23 protein-coding genes and 4 tRNA genes are annotated in these 21,291 nt (G+C 57.6%); 6 read left to right on the forward strand and 21 right to left on the reverse strand.

Annotation, left to right across the window (positions count from 1 at the left end; genetic code table 11):
• Nucleotides 1-179 precede the first annotated feature (179 nt).
• The 12 genes from rplL to J7E24_RS14450 form a co-directional block, all read right to left on the reverse strand.
• The gene (rplL, locus tag J7E24_RS14395) at nt 180-557 is read right to left on the reverse strand and encodes a 50S ribosomal protein L7/L12 (RefSeq protein ID WP_215138830.1); all 378 of its coding nucleotides are present in this window, start codon (nt 555-557) and stop codon (nt 180-182) included.
• Nucleotides 558-698: 141 nt separating this feature from the next.
• Nucleotides 699-1,253 carry a 50S ribosomal protein L10 gene (rplJ, locus tag J7E24_RS14400; RefSeq protein WP_215138831.1) on the reverse strand — a complete coding sequence of 185 codons (555 nt, stop codon included), beginning with the start codon at nt 1,251-1,253 and terminating at the stop codon, nt 699-701.
• An 18-nt stretch (nt 1,254-1,271) separates the two neighbouring features.
• Nucleotides 1,272-1,967 (reverse strand): 50S ribosomal protein L1, encoded by a 696-nt coding sequence (gene rplA / locus J7E24_RS14405; protein ID WP_215138832.1) that lies wholly within the window; start codon nt 1,965-1,967, stop codon nt 1,272-1,274.
• A gap of 18 nt (nt 1,968-1,985) precedes the next feature.
• Nucleotides 1,986-2,429: a 50S ribosomal protein L11 gene (gene rplK, locus J7E24_RS14410; RefSeq protein WP_116939114.1), complete on the reverse strand. Its 444-nt coding sequence runs from the start codon at nt 2,427-2,429 to the stop codon at nt 1,986-1,988.
• A 186-nt stretch (nt 2,430-2,615) separates the two neighbouring features.
• Nucleotides 2,616-3,185: a transcription termination/antitermination protein NusG gene (gene nusG / locus J7E24_RS14415; protein WP_176897730.1), complete on the reverse strand. Its 570-nt coding sequence runs from the start codon at nt 3,183-3,185 to the stop codon at nt 2,616-2,618.
• 20 nt (nt 3,186-3,205) lie between these two features.
• Entirely contained in the window at nt 3,206-3,400 is a 195-nt protein-coding gene (gene secE / locus J7E24_RS14420) for a preprotein translocase subunit SecE (RefSeq protein ID WP_215138833.1), read from the reverse strand.
• Between the two features lie 63 nt (nt 3,401-3,463).
• Nucleotides 3,464-3,537 (reverse strand) — tRNA-Trp (locus J7E24_RS14425).
• Between the two features lie 129 nt (nt 3,538-3,666).
• Nucleotides 3,667-4,854, reverse strand: a complete 1,188-nt coding sequence (gene tuf / locus J7E24_RS14430) for an elongation factor Tu (RefSeq protein ID WP_215138834.1) — start codon at nt 4,852-4,854, stop codon at nt 3,667-3,669.
• A gap of 174 nt (nt 4,855-5,028) precedes the next feature.
• A tRNA-Thr gene (locus J7E24_RS14435) sits at nt 5,029-5,100 on the reverse strand.
• A gap of 109 nt (nt 5,101-5,209) precedes the next feature.
• A tRNA-Gly gene (locus J7E24_RS14440) sits at nt 5,210-5,282 on the reverse strand.
• Between the two features lie 102 nt (nt 5,283-5,384).
• A tRNA-Tyr gene (locus J7E24_RS14445) sits at nt 5,385-5,464 on the reverse strand.
• Between the two features lie 240 nt (nt 5,465-5,704).
• Nucleotides 5,705-8,302, reverse strand: a complete 2,598-nt coding sequence (locus tag J7E24_RS14450) for a M1 family metallopeptidase (RefSeq protein WP_215138835.1) — start codon at nt 8,300-8,302, stop codon at nt 5,705-5,707.
• Between the two features lie 98 nt (nt 8,303-8,400).
• Between J7E24_RS14450 and J7E24_RS14455 the strand changes: the two genes are divergently transcribed.
• The 3 genes from J7E24_RS14455 (at nt 8,401) to frr (ending at nt 10,358) form a co-directional block, all read left to right on the forward strand.
• Nucleotides 8,401-8,910 (forward strand): biotin/lipoyl-containing protein, encoded by a 510-nt coding sequence (locus J7E24_RS14455; RefSeq protein WP_215138836.1) that lies wholly within the window; start codon nt 8,401-8,403, stop codon nt 8,908-8,910.
• A gap of 45 nt (nt 8,911-8,955) precedes the next feature.
• Nucleotides 8,956-9,684, forward strand: a complete 729-nt coding sequence (pyrH, locus tag J7E24_RS14460) for a UMP kinase (RefSeq protein ID WP_176909878.1) — start codon at nt 8,956-8,958, stop codon at nt 9,682-9,684.
• A 110-nt stretch (nt 9,685-9,794) separates the two neighbouring features.
• Nucleotides 9,795-10,358, forward strand: a complete 564-nt coding sequence (gene frr, locus J7E24_RS14465) for a ribosome recycling factor (RefSeq protein ID WP_215138837.1) — start codon at nt 9,795-9,797, stop codon at nt 10,356-10,358.
• A 65-nt stretch (nt 10,359-10,423) separates the two neighbouring features.
• On the opposite strand, the gene nadD is transcribed toward frr, so the two are convergent.
• The 7 genes from nadD to J7E24_RS14500 form a co-directional block, all read right to left on the reverse strand.
• On the reverse strand, nt 10,424-11,026 hold the full coding sequence (gene nadD / locus J7E24_RS14470; protein WP_215138838.1) for a nicotinate (nicotinamide) nucleotide adenylyltransferase: 603 nt from the start codon (nt 11,024-11,026) through the stop codon (nt 10,424-10,426).
• The gene (gene gmk / locus J7E24_RS14475) at nt 11,023-11,607 is read right to left on the reverse strand and encodes a guanylate kinase (RefSeq protein WP_092738496.1); all 585 of its coding nucleotides are present in this window, start codon (nt 11,605-11,607) and stop codon (nt 11,023-11,025) included. The genes nadD and gmk overlap by 4 nt, the downstream gene beginning before the upstream one ends.
• Nucleotides 11,608-11,616: 9 nt before the next feature.
• Entirely contained in the window at nt 11,617-11,907 is a 291-nt protein-coding gene (locus J7E24_RS14480; protein ID WP_215138839.1) for a hypothetical protein, read from the reverse strand.
• A gap of 25 nt (nt 11,908-11,932) precedes the next feature.
• The gene (locus J7E24_RS14485) at nt 11,933-12,583 is read right to left on the reverse strand and encodes a sigma-70 family RNA polymerase sigma factor (protein ID WP_215138840.1); all 651 of its coding nucleotides are present in this window, start codon (nt 12,581-12,583) and stop codon (nt 11,933-11,935) included.
• Between the two features lie 40 nt (nt 12,584-12,623).
• Entirely contained in the window at nt 12,624-13,958 is a 1,335-nt protein-coding gene (locus tag J7E24_RS14490) for an O-antigen ligase family protein (RefSeq protein WP_215138841.1), read from the reverse strand.
• Nucleotides 13,959-14,115: 157 nt separating this feature from the next.
• Nucleotides 14,116-15,159 carry a glycosyltransferase family 9 protein gene (locus tag J7E24_RS14495; RefSeq protein WP_215138842.1) on the reverse strand — a complete coding sequence of 348 codons (1,044 nt, stop codon included), beginning with the start codon at nt 15,157-15,159 and terminating at the stop codon, nt 14,116-14,118.
• On the reverse strand, nt 15,156-15,923 hold the full coding sequence (locus tag J7E24_RS14500; RefSeq protein ID WP_215138843.1) for a glycosyltransferase family 2 protein: 768 nt from the start codon (nt 15,921-15,923) through the stop codon (nt 15,156-15,158). Before J7E24_RS14500 ends, J7E24_RS14495 begins: the two co-directional genes overlap by 4 nt.
• 87 nt (nt 15,924-16,010) lie before the next feature.
• On the opposite strand from J7E24_RS14500, the gene J7E24_RS14505 reads away from it, so the two are divergent.
• Nucleotides 16,011-16,886 (forward strand): SDR family oxidoreductase, encoded by an 876-nt coding sequence (locus J7E24_RS14505; protein ID WP_215138844.1) that lies wholly within the window; start codon nt 16,011-16,013, stop codon nt 16,884-16,886.
• An 84-nt stretch (nt 16,887-16,970) separates the two neighbouring features.
• Here J7E24_RS14505 and ahcY read toward each other — a convergent pair whose 3' ends face one another.
• On the reverse strand, nt 16,971-18,293 hold the full coding sequence (ahcY, locus tag J7E24_RS14510; RefSeq protein ID WP_215138845.1) for an adenosylhomocysteinase: 1,323 nt from the start codon (nt 18,291-18,293) through the stop codon (nt 16,971-16,973).
• A 149-nt stretch (nt 18,294-18,442) separates the two neighbouring features.
• A complete protein-coding gene (locus tag J7E24_RS14515) occupies nt 18,443-19,189 on the reverse strand; it encodes a DUF4397 domain-containing protein (protein WP_215138846.1) in 747 nt (248 codons plus the stop codon).
• Nucleotides 19,190-19,341: 152 nt separating this feature from the next.
• On the opposite strand from J7E24_RS14515, the gene J7E24_RS14520 reads away from it, so the two are divergent.
• Together J7E24_RS14520 and J7E24_RS14525 are read left to right on the forward strand one after the other, a co-directional pair.
• On the forward strand, nt 19,342-19,962 hold the full coding sequence (locus tag J7E24_RS14520; protein ID WP_215138847.1) for a hypothetical protein: 621 nt from the start codon (nt 19,342-19,344) through the stop codon (nt 19,960-19,962).
• Nucleotides 19,963-20,075: 113 nt separating this feature from the next.
• Nucleotides 20,076-21,278: a class I SAM-dependent methyltransferase gene (locus tag J7E24_RS14525; protein ID WP_215138848.1), complete on the forward strand. Its 1,203-nt coding sequence runs from the start codon at nt 20,076-20,078 to the stop codon at nt 21,276-21,278.
• The last annotated feature ends 13 nt before the right edge of the window (nt 21,279-21,291 follow it).

A 21,291-nucleotide genomic window follows, 5' to 3' on the forward strand; every position in this document is an offset into this window, starting at 1 on the left:
ACGCCAAAGCGCAAAGCACTACTAGTAGCAATTTGCGCTGGACCATCCGTAGCCGCGAAAAGCCGCAAAGCGGCGCGTAAACGAACTTCCGACTAGTTTGTTGCCTACAAACAGGAAAAGACCTGGCTTAGTTGCCAGGCCTCTCCTAATTTGTTGGCTCTTAGAGCGGGCCGCAGAGATTACTTAACCTCTACCTCAGCACCAGCCTCTTCCAGCTGCTTCTTCAGGCCATCGGCCTCATCTTTCGAAACACCTTCTTTAACGGCCTTTGGGGCGCCGTCAACCAGCTCTTTGGCTTCCTTCAGGCCGAGGCCAGTCAGGTCTTTCACCAGCTTCACAACAGCCAGCTTCTGGCCACCAGCAGCCTTCAAGATTACGTCGAACGACGTCTTCTCCTCAGGAGCATCAGCAGCACCAGCGCCACCGCCAGCCATCATCATCGGAGCAGCAGCTGCTGGCTCGATGCCGTACTCGTCCTTCAGGATAGTAGCCAGTTCGTTTACTTCTTTTACCGTCAGGCTAACGAGCTGCTCGGCGAATGCTTTCAAATCTGCCATTTCTGTAGATTGTTAAAAAGGGGGGTTGTTGAAGAAAATTATCAGTATTGAGTATTAGGTATTTAGTATTGAGATTGAAGACTGTTGTCTAATTACTCACTACTCCATACTTGCTACTCTTTTGAAAAAGATGAGCAGTGGTTAGCCTGCAACCTCTTCTTTTTCGGAAAGCGTTTTGAGGATGCCAGCCAGCTTGGTACCGCCGCTCGAAAGAGCCGAGATAACATTTTTGGCGGGCGACTGGAGCAGACCGATGATTTCACCGATGAGTTCCGTCTTACCTTTCAGCGTAGCAAGCGTGCCGAGCTGGTCGTGGCCGATGTAGATGCCAGCATCTACATAAGCACCTTTCAGGGCTGGGCGAACAACGGCCGTTTTGCTGTAGTTCTGTGCCTTGTGAAAGTCCTGCATCAGCTTAGCCGGCGCATTGCCCGACTCTTTCGAGAACAGGATGCCCGACTGGCCTACCAGTGCCGCGTCCATCTCCGTCGTGTCTACCTCGAGGGTATCGAGCGCCTTACGGATGAACGTGTTCTTGTACACCTTGAACTCCAGGCCACGGTTGTAGCACAACCGGCGGAATTCGTTGATTTTCGCCACCGACATTCCCGAAGCATCGGCAATGTAGAACGCGTTGTGCGATTGAAACTTCTCGCTCAACTCGTCGACGAGGGCTTGTTTTTCTTCCCGGATCATACGTCGTGTTGATTAAGGTTAGGCGGAAGTTACCGACGTGTCGACCGGTACGCCGGGCGACATCGTGCTCGAGAGCGTAATGCTCTTGATGTAGGTGCCTTTAGCCGAAGAAGGCTTCAAACGCAGCAGCGTCTGGATTACTTCGATGGCGTTTTCGGCCAGCTTCTGGTCGTCGAACGATACTTTGCCAACCGAGCAGTGGATGATACCGGTTTTGTCAACTTTGAAGTCGATTTTACCAGCCTTCACTTCCTGTACCGCTTTGGCAACATCGGTTGTAACTGTACCCGACTTAGGATTCGGCATCAGACCACGGGGGCCCAATACGCGGCCCAGACGGCCCACCTTGGCCATAACAGCCGGCATGGTGATGATTACGTCGATGTCAGTCCAGCCCTTCTCGATCTTGGCGATGTAATCGTCCAGGCCAACGAAATCAGCACCAGCTGCAGTAGCTTCGGCTTCTTTGTCGGGCGTTACGAGAGCCAGAACGCGAACGGTTTTGCCAGTGCCGTGGGGCAGCGTAGCAACGCCACGCACCATCTGGTCGGCTTTGCGGGGGTCAACACCCAACCGAACGTCGATATCCACGGAGGCATCGAATTTCGTGTAGGTGATGTCTTTCACAACCTTCGCTGCTTCTACCAGCGTCCGGATTTCGGTCAGGTCGTGCTTGGCCAGGGCTTCCTGGCGCTTTTTGCTGATTTTTGCCATGTCTTCTCCGTCGTTTAATTAAGCTGCGAAAGGAGAAGCACCTGACACGGTGATACCCATGCTCCGCGCTGTGCCGGCAACCTGTTTCATGGCCGACTCCACCTCGAAGGCGTTCAAGTCGGGCATTTTGGTTTCGGCAATAGTGCGAACCTGGTCCCACGTAACCGACCCAACCTTGTTCCGGTTAGGCTCTTTCGAACCGCTCTGGAGCTTGGCGGCGTCCTTCAGCAGAACGGGCACCGGGGGGGTCTTCACCACAAAGTCAAACGACTTGTCGGTGTACATGGTGATGAGAACAGGACAAACTTGGCCGGCCTTATCCTGGGTGCGAGCGTTGAACTGCTTGCAGAACTCCATGATGTTAAGGCCTTTGCTACCAAGTGCAGGTCCAACCGGCGGTGCGGGGTTCGCGGCGCCTCCCTTTATCTGAAGCTTCAGATAACCTCTAATTTCCTTGGCCATTTGGTTTGTAAGGCTTCGGATGCCGCGACGTAACTCGCAGTATCCTCAGTTTTCTAATTGCTCCGAAGTGGAAGCACCACCGGTCCGGAGCGGATAACCGATGACGTTTTTCTTTCATTGTTAATGGTTCGTTGTCAGTTGTTAGCCGAACACTTTGACTAACAACTGAAAACGAATCACTAACAACTACTCTATTTCTTTCTCGACTTGGGTGTAGCTCAGCTCCATGGGCTGGCTACGGCCGAATATTTTCACGATTACGTTGAGACGCTTACGGTCCTCGTACACCTCGGCCACATTGCCCGACATGCCGGCAAAGCCTCCGTCCACGATTTTCACCAGCTCGCCCACCACGTAGGGGGTTTCCAACGTTTCGGTCTGTTCTTCCGACTCATCGACAATGCCGAGGATGCGGTTCACTTCCGAAATGTGCAGTGGCACAGGCACCGTGTTCTGGTTGGCCGCCTTACCCTCCTTGTCGGAAAGAAAGCCAATGATGCCCGGAGTGCTGGTGATGATGTGGTCGACTTCACCATGGGTCAGGTCGGCGTGGATGATGATGTAACCGGGATACAGGTTCCGCTCACGCACACGCTTCTTGCCGTTGCGCATCTCAAACACCTTCTCCACCGGAATTAGTACCTGCGGTACCAACTCGGAGAGGCCATGACGGCCAATTTCAGTTTCGAGGTAGGTTTTAGCCTTTTTCTCCTGTCCGCTCACCGAGCGAACCACATACCATTTCAATTCGCCCATTTTAGTCGCTTCTGTACCGATTAAACGAACGAGTTGTAAAACATCTCCAGGACCTCTTTAAAAGCGACGTCCATCAATCCTACAACTACTGCAAAAATCAATGAGCCGAGTAGCACAAGGCCGGCACTCTTCTGCAGCTCTTCCAGCGAAGGCCACGTTACCTTGTAACGCATCTCATCCGATGTTTCCCGGAAGTAGTTGGTCAGCTTGCTCATGCTACAGGACCTGCTGGTGAGAGTGAATAAAAGAACGGCTGCCGAAGCAGCCGGACATTCTGATGGCACGGGCGGAGAGATTCGAACTCCCATCAAAGGTTTTGGAGACCTCTATTCTACCCTTGAACTACGCCCGTGGATGCGTCCCTCTCAGCCCTAAAGCCGGATTGGGACTGCAAATGTAGGTAACTCTTTAGACAAAACAAATCCGCCCCCGAAAATTTCGGGGGCGGATTGTCTTATTTCAGCAGTTTTTCGAAAGAAAACTACTCGGTGATTTCGGTTACCTGACCGGCACCTACCGTACGGCCACCCTCACGAATAGCGAAACGCAGGCCTTTCTCCATAGCTACCGAGTTGATCAGCTCAACCGAGATAGTTACGTTGTCGCCGGGCATTACCATTTCTACACCCTCGCCCAGCATGATGATGCCGGTTACGTCGGTGGTGCGGAAATAGAACTGGGGACGGTAGTTGTTGAAGAACGGCGTGTGACGGCCACCTTCCTCTTTCGACAGCACGTACACCTCAGCCTTGAACTTGGTGTGAGGCTTAACGGAACCTGGCTTGCAGATTACCATACCGCGACGGATGGCTTCCTTCTCGATACCACGGAGCAGCAGACCAACGTTGTCGCCAGCTTCACCACGGTCAAGAATCTTGCGGAACATCTCCACACCGGTTACAGTCGACTTCAGGTTCTCAGCACCCATGCCGAGAATCTCCACCTGCTCACCCGAGTTTACAATGCCACGCTCGATACGGCCGGTAGCAACCGTTCCACGACCCGTAATCGAGAACACGTCCTCAACAGGCATCAGGAAGGGCAGGTCGGTCAGACGAGCAGGAATCGGAATGAACGAGTCAACAGCGTCCATCAGCTCCTCGATCTTGGGAACCCAGTTGGCATCGCCATTCAGGCCACCCAGGGCCGAGCCCTGAATTACGGGGATGTTGTCGCCGTCGAAGTCGTAGAACGAAAGCAGCTCACGGATTTCCATTTCCACCAGCTCGAGGAGCTCTGGATCGTCCACCATGTCAACTTTGTTCATGAACACCACCAGCTGGGGAACACCAACCTGACGAGCGAGCAGGATGTGCTCACGGGTCTGGGGCATTGGGCCGTCGGTAGCAGCTACCACGAGGATAGCACCGTCCATTTGGGCAGCACCGGTAACCATGTTCTTCACGTAGTCAGCGTGACCGGGGCAGTCAACGTGAGCGTAGTGACGGTTCTCGGTAGCGTACTCTACGTGCGAGGTGTTGATGGTGATACCACGCTCTTTTTCTTCGGGCGCATTGTCGATCGAAGAGAAGTCGCGCTTAGCAGCCAGGCCTTTGCCGGCCAGTACCTGGGTAATGGCAGCGGTGAGGGTGGTTTTGCCGTGGTCAACGTGACCGATGGTGCCGATGTTTACGTGCGGCTTGGACCGGTCAAAATTTTCTTTAGCCATTGTAAAGAGATTTAGAGGAATTTTGAGGTGAGAAGGGAAAACGCGACTTAAAACCTAACTATACAGAAGAAAGCGAAACACAGCTCTGATTAACCAGGGACTGCACGTCGCTTTACTTGGCTGACAGTTCCAAAACGGTGCAGTCGCGCTGCCCCGTTGGTACTCGTAATTCTGAGCCATTTATGGGATTTGAACCCATGACCTCTTCCTTACCAAGGAAGTGCTCTACCACTGAGCTAAAACGGCTGGTATTTTTTTTAGCCCGCTGGCGCGTAGCCGGGGTAAAGGTACGACACGAGAACAATTTTGCCAGCCTGAGCCGGCTTAATGTATCAACTGACGCACTGTTGCTGTGAGCGGGAGACGAGGTTCGAACTCGCGACCTGCAGCTTGGAAGGCTGCCGCTCTACCAACTGAGCTACTCCCGCGGAGATATTGAAATTAAAAATTGAGAATCAAAAGCTAAAAATCAGTTGAAGGATAATCCTCCATTCTTACTTTTTAATTCTCAATTTTTAATTCAAAAAATGTGGGGGTGAGAGGACTCGAACCTCTGAACCCGAAGGAGCTGAGTTACAGTCAGCCGCAATTGCCACTATGCGACACCCCCAAATCTATGGTTTCGACGCCGTTTGCGTGAAACCGCCCATTCCAACTCGTGGGCCGAAGCCGCGTTTTCTCGAATTGGAGTTGCAAAATTAGCGGGTTTCTGACGTAAGTCAAGCCCTGCATGAAAAAAGGTTTGAAACCGGCTGACTTTTTGAGCGACCCGAATGAATACGGCTGGGCTAAGCACCTGACTTCCTAGTGCTAAAGGCAAACTACTGTGTGGCTGACGAAGCAGAAAAATTTATTGCACCAAGCTGTACATAGCCTTCAGGTTGCTATCCTTCTCCTTATTTCGAATATCCTGAAGAGTAGTTTTGAGGGTAGGCATACTTCCCGTTAGCTCATTCAGGCCCTTGTAGGCCCCGAGGCGTACGTAGAGTTGCGGGTGGCTGCGAGCCAGATTTTCGAGCCGCTGGAGCCCTTTTTCGCGCTCTATGGGCGGAATGCGGTTCATGAGGCGACCAAAATTTTCGAGTAATACATAGAGTACTTCGGGCTGCGCATCCTGGCTGCGTTGCAAAAACCAGTCGTAATCGTCGAGGGTACCGTTGAGACCGTAGAAGCCAGACAGGGATTTGAGTAGCGCCGGATTACGGGTTTTCTGCAACTTGGCAACCTGGGTACGGGTAATAGGCGCAGGCGATTTAGCCAGGGCATCAACGGCGGCGGCAGCTACCAGGTAAGAGCTGTCGACCAGGGCAGCTTCGTACACGCTGGTAAAATTCTCGTTGGCAAACGACGACAGGACGTTGATGGCAGTGGCCCGCACAGTACCGTGCTTCTCGTTCAGGGCGACTTGCTGTAGATCTTTACGGACTACACTGCCCTCGGCTCCGCGGTAGCGGCGCAGGCCTTCGAGTGCAGCTACGCGGGTGGCCCAGAAGGGGTCGGTGAGGGTGTTGCGGAAAGCCGAGCTAACCAGCAAATCTCCTGACTTGCTTTTCAGCCCTTCTATGGCCTCAACTTTCTGCAGGTAGCCGCGTGCATGGCTGAGTTGGAACTGTAATTCTTCGGGAGTTTGCGCCTCGTCTATATCGGCCAGAAGGATTCCCTCATTGTCGAACTTAACCAGAGACGGGCGCTGAAGTGCAGGCAGGCGAAAGGTTTGGTCGGCCTTGGTGACAACCAAGCGATGCTCCGTAGACTGATTGCCATTCCAGACGGCCACCGTTACGGGCAGGCGGAACACGGGCTGGTACAGGGTGTCCTGCACCTGCCGTACGCGCAGTACTACGGCACTGCTTTCATAGCTGTGGGTTATGCGCAACTCGGGGTGGCCGCGCTGCAGAAACCACTGGTCGAAAAACCACGTCAGATCCTCACCGGTCGTTTCTTCGAATGCAGTGCGCAGCTTGGGCAGCTCGACAGCCGACAGTTTGTTCTGGTTGAGGTAGCGGGTGAGGGAGGCGAAGAAAGCGTCGTCGCCGACAAGGCTGCGCAGCATGTGCAGCACCCGGCCGCCCTTGTCGTACGAGTGGCGGTCGAACAGGTCTTCGTGGTTGTTGTAGCTGGTACGGATAAGCGGCTCACGCTTCGTTTGGGCCTCTTCGAGGTAGATACGCAGCTTGTTGCGCTGCACCAGCGCGGCAGCGTCGGGACCATACTTGTGCTCGGCCCAGAGCAGTTCTCCATAGTCGGCAAAAGCCTCGTTGAGCGGCAGGTTGCCCCATGATTCGTTGGTGACGTAGTCGCCGAACCACTGGTGGATCAGCTCGTGGGCAATAACCGATTCTGAGCCGTCGTAGGGCACATCGGCCAGCTCGCGGGGTGTGAACTGCACCAGCTGCTGGCCGAAGGTAGAGGCCGTGGTGTTTTCCATAGCGCCCGACACAAAATCGTGCACCGCTACTTGGGCGTACTTATCCCACGGATAGTCAACCCCCAGCTTCTTGGAGAAGAACTCCAGCATTTCGGGGGTATTGCCAAACACCTGCTTGGCCGTGTTTCGATAGGCGGGGTCCACGTAGTAATCCACCGCCTTTCCGCGCCACGTGTCTGATACGACAGTGAAATTGCCGACTGCCAGCATGGCCAGGTAGGGCGCGTGGGGCTGGCTAAGCTTCCAGGTATCGGTGCGGGTGCCATCGGGGTTGCGTCGCGACGATACGAGCAAGCCGTTGGACAGCGTTTTCTGGTCGGTTTCCACCGTCAGGCTGATTTCCTGGGTCATGCGCTGGTTGGGCCGGTCGATGGTCGGGAACCAGCAGGAGCTCCCTTCCGTCTCGCCTTGGGTCCAGAGCTGGCGGGGCTTGCCTTTCTCGGTACCGAGCGGATTGATAAAGTACAGGCCTTTATCGTCGATGATGGCCTCGCTCCCGCCGCCTCTTGGCAACTCGTTGGGCTTGGCCACATACTGAATGCGGACTTGGTACTGCTCAGTACGCTGGTAGGTGCGGTCGAGGGTGATGGTGAGCTTCTTCTTATCGTAGGTATACTTCAGGTCGCGGCCCTTGCGGCCCGCGCTGAGTAACTCTACCCCTTTGATATCGAAGCCCTTGGCATCGAGCACCAGCTGATATTGCGGGTAGAAGTGTGGGCGGAGCGTAAGCGTAGCCGTGCCCTGCAGCCATTGCCGGCTCCAGTCGGGGCGCAGGTCGAGCTTGGTGTCTACCAGGTTGTGGAGAATAGTAGCTGAGGGCTGCTGCGGGCGAGCCTGGTCGGGTAGCCAGTTGGGCAGGGGTGCCGCGGCAGGTGCCTGGTAGGGCGCCGTATCGGCCCCTTTTCGGGTGGGCGAATGTGGGCTGGCAGCACCGCCGCGACTTGGTTTAGCAGCCTGAGCAGCAGCTGGTAACTGCGCCGGCAGCCACAGAAAAAGAATACCGAGGAATAGGTATTTCATGCAATAAGGCACTAGGGTAATGGTTGGTGAAGTTCCGAATTTATTTCAGATTTGACCTATCTTTAAGCCCTTTTCTGCCCCACTCCCGCCCCATTCATATGCTGCAAATCCAATTGGCTGCGGCCAACCAGCTTCCGCAGGAAGTTGACTTCCAGCCCGCCGGTACTGTTACGCTCGGTGGCCAGCCCTTTGCCTGGGACCTTACCGCTCTTGGTGGCGGCCGCTACCACGTGCTGTACCAGAACCGTTCGTACACTGCTGAGCTGCTGGAAATCGACCACGCCGCTAAAACTGTGGCGCTAAAGCTAAATGGCCAGCGGCTGGAGCTACAGGCGAAAGACCGCCTCGATTTACTGCTGGATAAGATGGGCCTGAGCGCAGCTGTCAGCACCAAGGTAAATGAGCTGAAAGCCCCTATGCCGGGCCTTATTGTGGATGTCCGCGTAGAGCCAGGTCAGACGGTACAGAAGGGCGACCCGCTGCTGGTACTAGAGGCCATGAAAATGGAAAATATCCTGAAAGCGCCCGGCGAGGGTGTGGTAGCAGCCATCAAAGTAGGTCTGCGCGACAACGTAACCAAGGGCCAGGTACTGATTCAGTTCGCCTAAATAGCTGCCCTCTTTTTCTTCTACCTCTACTAGTTCCTCACTGCCTTGAAGTACAACCGAATTCTGCTGAAACTGAGCGGCGAGGCCCTGATGGGCCAGCAACAGTACGGCATCGATGCCAACCGGCTCATGCAGTACGCCGAGGAAATCAAAATTGCCGCCGAGACAGGCACGCAGGTAGCCGTCGTTATCGGGGGCGGTAACATCTACCGCGGGGTGCAGGCCGAAGCCTTTGGCCTTGATCGGGTGCAGGGCGACTATATGGGTATGCTGGCCACGGTCATCAACTCGATGGCCCTGCAAAGCGCCCTCGAAAAGCTGGGCGTGAACACCCGTCTGCTTTCAGGCCTCACTATCCAGCAGGTGTGCGAGCCGTACATCCGCCGCCGGGCCATGCGCCACCTCGAAAAGGGTCGGGTCGTTATTTTCGGTGCCGGCATCGGGTCGCCTTATTTCACTACCGACTCGGCGGCGTCGTTGCGGGCCATCGAGATTGAGGCGGATGTGGTGCTAAAGGGTACCCGTGTGGACGGTATCTACACTGCTGACCCCGAGAAAGACCCTACGGCCAAACGCTTCGCCGACATCAGCTTTGATGAAGTAATGGACAAGAAGCTGAACGTGATGGACATGACGGCCTTCACGCTGTGCAAGGAAAACAACCTGCCCATCATCGTTTTCGACATGAATAAGGAAGGCAACCTGCAGCGCCTGCTACGCGGCGACAGTGTGGGTACGCTCGTGAGCATGCACGGAGCCAACGCCGACGCCTAGAAAAAACAACTCCCTCGCGCCGGCCGTAGGCTACACTGACACCCATCAGCGTAATTTTCGCAGCCGGTTAACTTATCAACCTTACATTTTCAACACTTAATTTTTCTGAAGTGGACGAAGAAATAAAGTTTTACCTCGATGAGGCCGAAGAGTCGATGGGCAAGGCCCTAGAGCACACGACCGTAGAATTTTCGCGCATTCGGGCTGGCAAGGCCTCGCCGGCTATGCTCGATTCGCTGCGGGTGGACTACTACGGTACCCCTACTCCGTTGGGCAACGTGGCCAACGTATCGGCCCCCGATGCCCGTACGCTATTTATCAAGCCCTGGGAGAAGAACATGATTGGCGAAATTGCCAAGGCCATTAAGAACAGTGACCTGGGCCTTAACCCGCAGTCGGATGCTGAAGGTGTACGCCTCAACATCCCGGCCATGACCGAGGAGCGGCGCCGCGAGCTGGTGAAGCAGGCAAAATCGGAGTCGGAAGGCGGCAAGGTGCGCATCCGGGGCATCCGCAAGGATGTAAACGAGTCGTTGCGCAAGCTGCAGAAGGATGGTGCTTCGGAAGATGCCATCAAGGATGCCGAAGCCAAAGTGCAGAAGTTCACTGACAGCTACATCAGCAAAGTAGACGAGGTGCTGAGCAAGAAGGAAACGGAGATTATGACCATCTGATTTTTTCGGGAGCTACAAGCGGGAGCTACAAGCTATAAGNNGGGGCTTATAGCTTGTAGCTCCAATTAAACGTAATATCCTTCCGCCCGAATTTGCTGTTCCACTAGTTCAGGCAGCAGATAACGCACCGACAAGCCCTCGCGCAGGCAGCGGCGGATGAAGGTGGCCGAAATATCGAGTAGCGGCGCCTGTATTACGCGCACTGTGGGCGGCAGCGGGTCAGGCAGGGTATATCCGGGGCGCGGATATACGTAGATTTCTACCTCGGCCAACAACCGGTCGGCGGCTTTCCAGCGAGGCAGGCCGGGCAGATTGTCGCCCCCCATGAGCAGCACAAACTCCTGGCCCGGGTGTAGCTGCCGCAACTGGTCGAGCGTGTCGATGGTGTAGCTGGGTTTGGGCAGGCGGAATTCGATATCGAGCACGCGCAGCCGTTCGTTGCCGGCAATAGCGCTGGCCACCAGTGTCAGTCGCGCCTGCTCATCGAGCAAATCGGCTTGGGCTTTAAACGGGCTTTGCGGCGACACGATGAGCCACACTTCAGCCAAATCGGTGTGCGTGGCCAGGAAATTGGCCAGAATCAGGTGGCCGGTATGGATGGGGTTGAAAGAGCCAAAAAGCAGCCCCACTTTCCGGCCCGATGGGGTAACGGAGGTGGGGCTGCTCACAAGATGGCCGATTCGGCGGTAATAAAGGCGCGTACCAATCGCTCGGCTTCATCAACGGCCTTGTCTAGGTCGTCGTTGGTGATAACCACGTCGAAGCGGTCTTCAAACGTAAGCTCGAAGTTGGCTTTGTACAAGCGGGCCGAAATGCTGGCTTCCGAGTCGGTAGCGCGGTGGCGGAGGCGCTGTTCCAGGATTTCCAGCGAGGGAGGCTTAACGAATACCGCCAAAGCACGGTCTTGGTAAAACTCCTTGATGCTGAGGCCGCCCTTCACATCGACATCGAGCACCGAATGCTGGCCGTTTTCCCAGATTCGCTCGATTTCCTGTTTCAGGGTGCCATAGAAAGCGCCTTCGTACACCTCTTCCCACTCCACAAAATCATCGTGGCGGATCTTCTCCTGAAATTCCTGAACGGAAATAAAGTAGTAGTCCTTGCCATTGGCTTCAGTTCGGCCGCGCTTATCGCGCGTGCAGGCCGAGATGGAAAAGCTCAGCTCTGGCATTCGGGCCAGCAACCGATGGACAATGGTGGTTTTGCCGGCCCCGGAGGGCGCGGAGAAAGCAATGATTTTACCCTGCATCGGGTAAAATTAGGCCATTTCTCCCTGAAGTTGAGCAAGAATGCGCTGGGAAAGTGCGGCAGGGGCTCCCCTACGTCCTACCTTCTGGCTAAGGAAGTCGATGAAAATCTGCTGTTTCTCCAAGCTATCGAAGCATGGTGAACAGTCTTCGGCGTGGCTGACAAAGTATTCCTCATCCGCCGCCGAGGGGTCTTGCCCCACGATAATTTGGTCGAGAATAGTATTCACGCGGTCACAGTCGGGGCCGTCGCTAATCGCGGCGGCTGCCTGTTTGGTTGATGAGGTAGAGGTAGGTTCCATAACTACTGCCTGGCATTGAAAGAAATTAGTCGGTCGATTCTTGGTCGTCTTCGTCGTCGTTGGCGGAGGCACCGTTTGTGCCATAACCCATCGAGCGGGCGTACTTGTCGAGCTTCTCTTTGAGGAAATTACGAGCCCGGTGCAGGCGCGAACGCACAGTACCGATGGGGATGTCGAGCACTTTGGCCATTTCCTCATACGTGAACCCTTCGAGGTCGCAAAGTATGATAACTGTTCGGAAATCCACGGGCAGCGAGTTTAGTGCGCGCGCCACTTCGTCGCCGATGAGGTCGCGCACGGCTTGCTGCCGCATGTCCGAGGAGGTGGTACCGGCATCAGAGTCGGCCTCCACTTCTTCAGAGTTGTAGTACCCTTCGATTTCGCTGTAATCAACCTTGGCAGGCTGCTTACTTTTCTTGCGAAAATCGTTGATGAACGAATTTTTGAGGATGCGAAACAGCCACGCTTTGGCATTGGTCCCCGGTTCGAAGTACTCAAAGAAGCGATATGCTTTCAGATAAGTTTCCTGCACCAGGTCATTTGCATCATCCTCGTCGAGGGTGAGGCGGAAGGCAAAGTTGTATAGGGGGTCGAGCACGGGCATCAGCTCGGCCTGGAAGCGCCGGTCTTTTTCCTCTTTACTCAGCTTCGGGACCCGCTCGGGAGAATCGCTCATGGACGCTAAAAAGTGTGGTTTTCGGGGCCGAAAACCGCGGTCAGACAAATATACTGTTTATACCATTTTGCGCCGGCGAAGGTTTGGGAGGCCGCCGGAGCCGGCGCTCAGCAGCCACAATCAGAAAGCCATAAAGAAAAACGAACAGGTTGTAGCTCGTTTGCAACTCCAGCAGCGAATCGGTAAGCATGGCCACCGCCGATAGCAGCACAAATCGGTACACGTACGGATTCCGGCGTAGCGTGGGTTGCGCCAACGGCCCCAATAGCACGAGCAGCCATAGCACCAGCCCTACTACTCCGCCCGCCACCAGCTGGTGCAGGTATTGGTTGTGCACCATCACGCGGTTGGCAGGCAGCAGCCCGTAGCTGCGCCAGGCGTACTGGTCCATCATGGCGGCGTGCGCATCGGCCGGGCCTACGCCCAGCAGCGGGTGCTGGCGGGCTACTACCGTGGCCGTTTGCCAGGCGGCCAGCCGCCGCGAAAGCGAAAAGTGGTTGATGTCGTGCTCAAGCTCAAATTGTTCGAGGTCGAAGAGCGTGTTGCTGACCCGCTCGCGCACCGAGGCCAGGGAATGGTAGGCCAGCCAGGGACCGGCTGCCAGCGCCAATAGCAGCGTAGCCCCCAACCAGAACCGGCGGCGCACCAGCAGCGCCAATAGCGCCTCTACCAATAGCAGCGTATAGGCAGCCAGCAGCCCCGAGCGGTATGCCAGCACGTGCAATACCACCACGCAAACCACCACGCTCAGGCCCAGCAACACCTGCAGCCAGCGGGGCGCCTGCGGCTGCCGCGCCATCCGGAAGCCGAAAAAAGCCGCCAGCGCCAGCATCAGCCCGAAGTGAATGTGGAAGATGCGCGTGACAGAAGGCATGCTCTGGCCGAGGCGAAAGGCCTCGTTGGCGGCAGTGGGGTCGCGCAGGTACTGCCCCACGGTGGCTGCCCCAATAAGCGCTAGGCCCAGCACAAACAGGCAACCCACCCCGAACCGTTGGCGGCCCGTGAGCGGCACTGCCAGCCCGAAAAGCAGCGGCACACCCAGCCAGGGCAACTGCCGAAACAGCTCGTGCTGCCATTCGGGCCAGTTGTGGGTATAAAGGCCACTGAGCGCCAGCAACCCATACAGGCCGGCCGGAGCCCAAATCGTCCGGAGCCGCAGCCATTGAGGCACCTGCCGGCGTACATGCGGGTTGGCCAGCGCCGCCACTACCCCGGCCACCGGTGCCAGTGCCACCAAGGCCCGCGAGGCCAGCAGCCCGGCCACCCCCGCCACGCAGGCCAGCAGCAATAACTGTTGCGAAAGCCGACCGGATTGCCACCAGTTTTTCCAGCCGGTGGGCTCAGTTGTTGAAAAAGCAGCGTCGGAGGTGGGCATTCGGTTTAGTTGGCAGGCTGCGCCCTAGCGGGGAAACACAGTAAGTTAGCTCCCGGGAGCGGACTGGCTTTTCGCACAGCTTCAGCATTGATACGAACGAGACGCAAGATATTGCCTTGGGTTGCCAGTTCCCACCCGTAACCGCACAGATATGCTTTTAGAAACCTATTGGCGGTAACTGGCTCCAGCGCTGTACGCGGGCCAGCACCCGTGCTGGCTCCAGCGCCCTGATACAGGTGCAGGCAACTGGCTTAGTGCGACAGTCCTGGCAGTCGGGCCGGTCGAAAACCAGATATTCGGCGTGGGGGCCTAGTGGGGCCCAGCGGCCGGGGTGCATGGGCCGGATGGGCGGGTAGAGGCCCAGCGCGTGCCGGCCCAGCGCGGCGGCCAAGTGCAGGGGCCCGGTGCTACCAGCTACCAACCCATCGGCGGCGCCCACAAAGGCAATGAATTCGGGCAGGGCCAGCTGGCCGGTAAGCTCGGCCGCCAGGTAGGGCCGGTGCGCAGTCAGCCACTCGGCCAATTCCTCACCTTCGGCCGCGGTGCCGGTTACAAATACGCGGTGCCCGGCCTGGTGCAGCAAGCGGGCCAACTCGCCAAAGTGCGGCAGCCCCCACTCGCGGGCACTGCCGCGGCTGCGGGGGTGCAGCACCACATTGAGCTGGCCAGGCTCGCGGGCCGCCAGCAACTCCTGCCATTCGGGCCGCAGGGGTACGGTGGGCACCAGCTTCACCAAGGAGGCCACTTCGGACAGTGGTAATGGGTCCGATTCGTGCAGCGGAGCCAGCAGAGCCAAGTTGAGTTGGCTTTCGTGGAGCTCGGAATTTTTGCGACTAAGTTTGACCAAGCGGTTGCAGGTAAGCCAGTGAAACCAGCGGTTACGGGTACCGATGCGCACTTTAATACCGGCCAGCAGCGCCAGCCGGGCCAGATTTTTATTCGGGAAAACATGCAGTATCGTATCGACCCCGACGGCGCGCAGGGCGGCTACCTGCTGGTTGGGCGGCAGCTGCTGCAACTCGTCGAGGCTCACAAAGCCATCCAGCCAGGGGCAGGCGTCGGCGACGGCGCGGGTGTAGTTGCGGCCCAGCAGCAGCACCCGGCAGCCCGGAAACAGCTGCTTCAGCCGGCCAGCTACCGGCAGCGTCAGCACCACGTCGCCGATGGCGTCGGGGCGGCTGATGAGGAAGGTGCGGCTCATGCGGAGGGGCGGGTTTTAAGCTTGGCGAACTTCAGAAACACGCCCCAAGCCGAAATAGCGGCAATGCTGAGGCCCGCAAAACCATCCAGAAAGCCGCCCCGCACAATGTAGCCGTGCACGAACTTCCAGATGGGTTTCAGTACCAGATGAAAAACCGTTACCTGCCGCCGGTTTTTCAGCCAGAGCTCCTCGGCGGCAATACTGGTGAAGCGGTTAAGCTGCTGCACGTGCTGCTCGACGGAGGTGTAGGAGTAATGCAACGCGTCGCCGGCCAGGGGTTGCGGCGCGGGTTGGCCGGGCGCCAGCTCGTAGTGCTCGTGCAGCAGCAGGCCCTGCCAGCTGCCCAGGCGCCGGTCGTAGAGGCGCAGCTTACGGTCGGGGTACCAGCCGCCGTGGCGCACCCAGTGGCCGCAGTAGCTGGTGAGGCGGGCCAGCGTGTAGCCGCCGCCCTGCCAGTTGGCCAGCGCCACCCGGATGCTGGCTTGCAGCTCCGGCGTCAATACTTCGTCGGCATCGAGCTGGAGCACGTGCTCGTGGCGGGCCTGGGCGGTGGCGTAGTTTTTCTGCTCGACGTAGCCCGCAAAGGCGTGCTGCACCACCCGCACCCCCAGTTCCCGGCAGATTTCCACCGTGCGGTCAGTCGAGAAGCTGTCCACCACCAACAGCTCATCGGCTACCGGGCGGGCGGCTTCGAGGCAGCGGGCAATGTTGGCTTCTTCGTTGAAGGTGATGATGACGATGGACAGCGGAACGGCAGCAGGCATAGGCGGCAATATCGGATGATTTGGGCGCTGATGAAACGAACCGCCCCGGAACTGCCCCGTATAGCCGCATAACCAATCCTTTAGTAAATGATTAGCTCTGCTTCTGAACAGATTGCCCTCGTTACGGGCGCCACTTCGGGCATCGGCAAAGTAACGGCCCGCGAACTGGTGCGCCGGGGCTACCACGTTATCCTGCTGGCCCGCGACGCGGCCAAGGCCGCCCGGGTGCGCCAGGAATTTCAGCAACTGGCGGCATCCGGCCAGCGGGTCGATGTGCTGCTCTGCGACTTATCGGACCTAAGCCAGGTACGGCGGGCGGCTGAAGAGTTCATCCAGCGTTACCACCGCCTCGATGTGCTGGTGAACAACGCCGGCCTCATCTTCGGCAAGGAGCGCGAAACCTCTACCGATGGCTACGAAATGACGCTGGCTACCAACTACCTCGGCCCTTTCCTACTCACCAGCCTGCTGCTGCCGGCCCTGGAGCGCAGCAAGGCCGCCCGCATCGTGAACGTGGCCTCAGAGGCCTACCACATGGCCAAACCCAAACTGCACGACCTCAACCAGGAGGGCAACTACAGCGCCTGGCGGCAGTACGGCAACAGCAAGCTCTACAATATCCTGTTTACCCAGGAGCTGGCCCGACAGCTGCGGGCGCGGGGCATAGCCAACGTCGTGACCAACAGCCTGCACCCCGGCGTAATAGCCAGCAGCTTCGGCTTCGCCTCGGGCGGCCTCACCAGCCTGTTTACCCGGCTGGCCGCACCCTTCCTGCTTACCACCGAAGAAGGTGCCCGCACCAGCATCTTCCTGGCCACCGACCCCATCGGCGGGCAGGTAAGTGGCGGCTACTTCGATAAGCAGCAGGCCACACCGGTAAAGCACGAATTTACCGACCCCGCCAAGGTCCGGCAGCTCTGGCAGGAAACCGAGCGGCTGGTAGGCCAGGAGTTTTTTGGGTAGTAAAATGAATGCGTATCAAACAATAAAAACCCCGCCCGGCGCAATGCCGGGCGGGGTTTTTATTGTTTGATAAAGCGCAAAGGCCTAGTAGCGGTACAGGTCCGACTTGAAGGGGCCTTCCACGTCTACGCCGATGTACTTGGCCTGGTGGGGGTTCAACTCCTCCAGTTCCACGCCGATTTTGGCGAGGTGCAGGCGGGCTACTTTCTCGTCGAGGTGCTTGGGCAGGGTGTACACCTGGTTTTCGTACTGGTCGGCGTGCTGCCACAATTCCAGTTGGGCCAGTACCTGGTTGGTGAACGAGTTCGACATCACGAACGAGGGGTGGCCGGTAGCGCAGCCCAGGTTCACGAGGCGGCCTTCGGCCAGCACGATGATTTCCTTGCCTTCGATAGTGTACAGATCTACCTGGGGCTTGATGGTGTCCTTGGTGTGGCCGTAGTTCTTGTTCAGCCAGGCCATGTCAATCTCATCATCGAAGTGACCGATGTTGCAGACGATGGCCTTGTCCTTGAGGGCACGGAACGACGCTTCGGTGATGATGTCGCAGTTGCCGGTGGCCGTTACCACGATGTCGGCTTCCTTGATGGCATTTTCCATCTTCTTCACCGCGTAACCGTCCATGGCTGCCTGCAGGGCGCAAATGGGGTCGATTTCCGTCACGATAACGCGGGCTCCGGCGCCGCGCAGCGAGGCGGCGGTGCCTTTTCCTACGTCGCCGTAACCGGCTACTACGGCAATCTTGCCGGCCATCATCACGTCGGTGGCCCGGCGGATGGCATCTACGGCCGACTCTTTGCAGCCGTACTTGTTATCGAACTTCGACTTGGTAACCGAGTCGTTGATGTTGAAGGCGGGCATGGGCAGCGTGCCGGCCTTCACGCGGTCGAGCAGGCGCAGTACGCCGGTCGTGGTTTCTTCCGACAGCCCTTTGATGCCAGCGGCCAGCTCGGGGAACTGGTTGAGCACCATGTTGGTCAGGTCGCCACCGTCATCGAGAATCATGTTCAGCGGCTCGCGCTTCTCACCGAAAAACAGCGTCTGCTCGATGCACCAGTTAAATTCCTCCTCCGTCATGCCCTTCCAGGCATACACCGGAATGCCGGCCGCAGCAATGGCCGCAGCAGCATGGTCCTGGGTCGAGAAAATGTTGCACGACGACCACGTAACGTCGGCGCCGAGGGCGATGAGCGTTTCGATGAGAACCGCCGTCTGAATAGTCATGTGCAAGCAGCCGGCCACACGGGCACCCTTGAGGGGCTGGCTGGCGCCGTACTCCTCACGCAGGGCCATCAGGCCGGGCATTTCGGCCTCGGCCAAACGAATCTCCTTGCGGCCCCACTCGGCGAGGCTCATATCTTTTACTTTGTAGGGCACGTAGGCCGTTGTCGTCTTGGTCTCTACCATGATATATTGGGGTTTGAGAAGTCAACCACAAAAATACAAAAAAGTTAGGGCGGCCGCTATATGGCGGCCGCTATATAGCCATCAATAGCCAACGCCTGCCTCCCTTTTCGGAAAGCAGGCGTTGGCCTTATATCACTGATGGTTGCCGCCTAGTTATTGGCGACAATGGAGGCTCTTGGCAGCTTGGCTGGCTCCAGGCTACCGGCAATGCCGCGCACAACAATCGTGTAAATCTTTCCGGCTTCGTAGTTCTTGGTGCCGGTGCCCGAACCCGAACCGTCGCCTACTTTCACGACTGTAGTTGAGGCAGGACCAGTGGTGATATTAAGGTCGTATGTGCCAGCGGCAACCGAAACGAAAGGCGAGGCCTGCCCAAAGGCAGCAACTGCATTGGCCACGTCACCAGTGCCCGAAATAGTAGTCTGAGACAGCTTGATGGGAGAAGGACCATTAAAGACCAAGTGCACAATCCGGATTTTTGTCTGGCCGGCGGCAGGTGCCGTTAAGTCATCCTCAATAGGCAGCAGGTCGACAGTAGTGGCCGAGTTGGGGTAGGCAAATACCGAGTAATTCTTGCCGCTGGCAACGGTTATTGGCTTTTTATCGACGGCCGTTACTACTGGGTTGCTGCCGGCCACATTGATTGTAAACGTGGGACTGCCGGCCGTTACAGCAAAGTAGTTTGTGTTGCGACCATAATCGAGGGTCGAGCCGGCCGCTACGTCATTGACAAGGGCTTGCACGCCTATCGGGGCCGAAGCAGCACCGTGTACGAGCATCACCTGACCCTGCTGGGGGGCAGGATTATCGTCATCGTCGCTGCAGGCCGAAAAAGCCAGCATAGCGGGCAGGGTAGCCAGAAGAGCAACGGGGCGGATGGAAGAAAACAGCTTCATAAAAAAGGAAAAGAAAGGGTGGCTTGAATGGCAGACCAACGAAGACCAACTGCTTTTTGTTGGATAGAAGAAATTTTATTCCTCGATGAATTGCACTTTTTTCCCGTCGAAGGCCTTAGCAAGCGCAGTTACCTCGTCGTAATTTTGCTTCCATGAATCACTCTGTTTTGTCTTCTGCTGTGCGTGTATCTGGGCGCGTTTTTTTGGTATTGCTGCTGTGCTTCGCCGGCTTGAGCCAGCAGGCCCAAGCCCAGCATACGGGTCCTATTAACCTAGCCCCCGAAGACCAGGCACGTGGCCTGAACGGGCCGCAGAAGAACTTCTACTTTTCCCTGAGCACTAACCCAACTGAGGGCAGCTACCAGAATGCGGGCTTCTTTGGCCAGCGGCTGCGCCCCTACTTGGCAGGTGAGCCAGATGCGCTGGCGGCACTCGACCGGTACCGTCGTCAGAAGATGCTGTTTCTGGCCGAACGGGCAGTGTTTGTAGGAGCAGTAGGCCTGTACGGCCAGCAGGTGCTTTCGGCTCCCGACCGGCAACAATACTTCAACAACACCCAGAAGGTGGCTATCGGGGTGGCAGCGGCCAGCCTGCTGACCAATATTTTTGTTTCGCGCAACACCAACACGCATTTTCAGCGCGCAGTAGCCGCCCACAACGTTGGCCACACTGCCCGCACTACAGGCCTGTTGCGGCAGTTGCAGCCCACTGCTGTGGGTGTAGCTGCTAGCGCCACCGGCCGGCCCCTACTGGCTCTGCGCTGGAGCCTGTAATCCGCAGGTTGGGCGTTGCAGATGTATCAAAACAGGTTTGCAACACCCAAAGCCTCAGCCCGCCGGTAGCTCACAGTTCCGGCGCTTGCAGCTGAAAGCAGTAGTTTTGCGGTATGGAATACCCGCTGCCCGCGGCGGCTCGCCAGTATGTGGCCGAGCACCTGCACGACGACCCCGCCCAACTGGCCCTGCAGGCCCGCCGTCATCCCAATCTCCCCGTTCCTGAGCTGGTACGCCAGATTCAGGCCCGCCAGAAGGCCCGTGTAAAGTTGCCCACCTGGGCTGCCAACCCCGACCTGGTTTTTCCGCCTGCGCTTTCGGTCGAGCAGGCCTCTTCCGACCGTACGGCCATCTTTAAAGCGGAGTTGGTGCGCGGGGCCCAGCGCCTGGCCGACCTCACCGGCGGCTTTGGCGTCGACTCGGCCCACTTTGCTGCTACGGTGGGCGAGGTGCAGTATGTGGAGCGTAACGCCGCGCTGGCCGATGTGGTGCGCTACAACCTGGCCCAGTTGGGCATAGAGAACGTACAGTGCCACGCCACCGACGCCACGCATTTCCTGCGAGATTCGGCCGATACCTACGACTGGATCTACCTCGACCCAGCCCGGCGCGATACGGCCGCCAAGAAGATTTTCCGCCTTCAGGATTGTGAGCCCGATGTACTGCGCCTGCTACCGCTGCTGTTGCGCAAAAGCCCGCGCATCCTGCTCAAAACTTCCCCCATGCTCGACATCGAGCAGGCCCTCCGCGAGTTGGGCCACGTGCGGCGGCTGTGGGTAGTAGCCGTGGATAACGAGTGCAAGGAAGTGCTGTATGAGTTGGGCGAGGAAGCCGCTGTAGACCCGGAGCGCTACACCGTGAACCTGCGCCGCGACGGTACCCGGCAGGAGTTTCGTCTTAACCGAGCCCGGGAGGCCCGGGCCATTGCCCGCTACGCCGAGCCCCGGCAGTTCCTCTACGAGCCCAACGTGGCCGTACTCAAGGCGGGGGCTTTCAAGAGTGTGGGCACCGCTTTCGAATTACTGAAGCTGCACCAGCACAGCCACCTCTACACCTCCGACACGCTGCACGCCGACTTTCCCGGCCGCATCTTCCGCATTCTGGCCGTGGAGAAGTACGATGCCCAAACCCTGCGCGCCTACCTTGGCCCGGCCGTACGCGCCCACGTCACCACCCGCAACTTCCCCGATTCGGTGGCCGAGTTCCGCCAGCGCACCGGCATCCGCGAGGGCGGCGACCTGTACCTGTTCGCCACCACCAGCCACGAAGGCAAGCTGCTGGTACTAGTGTGTCGGCCACGGACCAGCACGGACTAAAGCGGATTTAACC

The sequence above is a fragment of the Hymenobacter sp. ISL-91 genome (genome assembly GCF_018613725.1).
GTDB lineage: Bacteria > Bacteroidota > Bacteroidia > Cytophagales > Hymenobacteraceae > Hymenobacter.

Bases quoted from the DNA above. Each gene is read 5' to 3' on its own strand.
- nusG (WP_176897730.1), bottom strand. From the start codon at position 3,185: ATGGGCGAATTGAAATGGTATGTGGTTCGCTCGGTGAGCGGACAGGAG.
- rplK (WP_116939114.1), bottom strand. From the start codon at position 2,429: ATGGCCAAGGAAATTAGAGGTTATCTGAAGCTTCAGATAAAGGGAGGC.
- ahcY (WP_215138845.1), bottom strand. From the start codon at position 18,293: ATGGTAGAGACCAAGACGACAACGGCCTACGTGCCCTACAAAGTAAAA.
- rplA (WP_215138832.1), bottom strand. From the start codon at position 1,967: ATGGCAAAAATCAGCAAAAAGCGCCAGGAAGCCCTGGCCAAGCACGAC.
- J7E24_RS14505 (WP_215138844.1), top strand. From the start codon at position 16,011: ATGATTAGCTCTGCTTCTGAACAGATTGCCCTCGTTACGGGCGCCACT.
- J7E24_RS14525 (WP_215138848.1), top strand. From the start codon at position 20,076: ATGGAATACCCGCTGCCCGCGGCGGCTCGCCAGTATGTGGCCGAGCAC.
- J7E24_RS14520 (WP_215138847.1), top strand. From the start codon at position 19,342: ATGAATCACTCTGTTTTGTCTTCTGCTGTGCGTGTATCTGGGCGCGTT.
- J7E24_RS14495 (WP_215138842.1), bottom strand. From the start codon at position 15,159: ATGAGCCGCACCTTCCTCATCAGCCGCCCCGACGCCATCGGCGACGTG.
- secE (WP_215138833.1), bottom strand. From the start codon at position 3,400: ATGAGCAAGCTGACCAACTACTTCCGGGAAACATCGGATGAGATGCGT.
- gmk (WP_092738496.1), bottom strand. From the start codon at position 11,607: ATGCAGGGTAAAATCATTGCTTTCTCCGCGCCCTCCGGGGCCGGCAAA.
- J7E24_RS14480 (WP_215138839.1), bottom strand. From the start codon at position 11,907: ATGGAACCTACCTCTACCTCATCAACCAAACAGGCAGCCGCCGCGATT.
- J7E24_RS14515 (WP_215138846.1), bottom strand. From the start codon at position 19,189: ATGAAGCTGTTTTCTTCCATCCGCCCCGTTGCTCTTCTGGCTACCCTG.
- J7E24_RS14455 (WP_215138836.1), top strand. From the start codon at position 8,401: ATGCTGCAAATCCAATTGGCTGCGGCCAACCAGCTTCCGCAGGAAGTT.
- tuf (WP_215138834.1), bottom strand. From the start codon at position 4,854: ATGGCTAAAGAAAATTTTGACCGGTCCAAGCCGCACGTAAACATCGGC.
- J7E24_RS14490 (WP_215138841.1), bottom strand. From the start codon at position 13,958: ATGCCCACCTCCGACGCTGCTTTTTCAACAACTGAGCCCACCGGCTGG.
- J7E24_RS14500 (WP_215138843.1), bottom strand. From the start codon at position 15,923: ATGCCTGCTGCCGTTCCGCTGTCCATCGTCATCATCACCTTCAACGAA.
- J7E24_RS14485 (WP_215138840.1), bottom strand. From the start codon at position 12,583: ATGAGCGATTCTCCCGAGCGGGTCCCGAAGCTGAGTAAAGAGGAAAAA.
- J7E24_RS14450 (WP_215138835.1), bottom strand. From the start codon at position 8,302: ATGAAATACCTATTCCTCGGTATTCTTTTTCTGTGGCTGCCGGCGCAG.
- rplJ (WP_215138831.1), bottom strand. From the start codon at position 1,253: ATGATCCGGGAAGAAAAACAAGCCCTCGTCGACGAGTTGAGCGAGAAG.
- rplL (WP_215138830.1), bottom strand. From the start codon at position 557: ATGGCAGATTTGAAAGCATTCGCCGAGCAGCTCGTTAGCCTGACGGTA.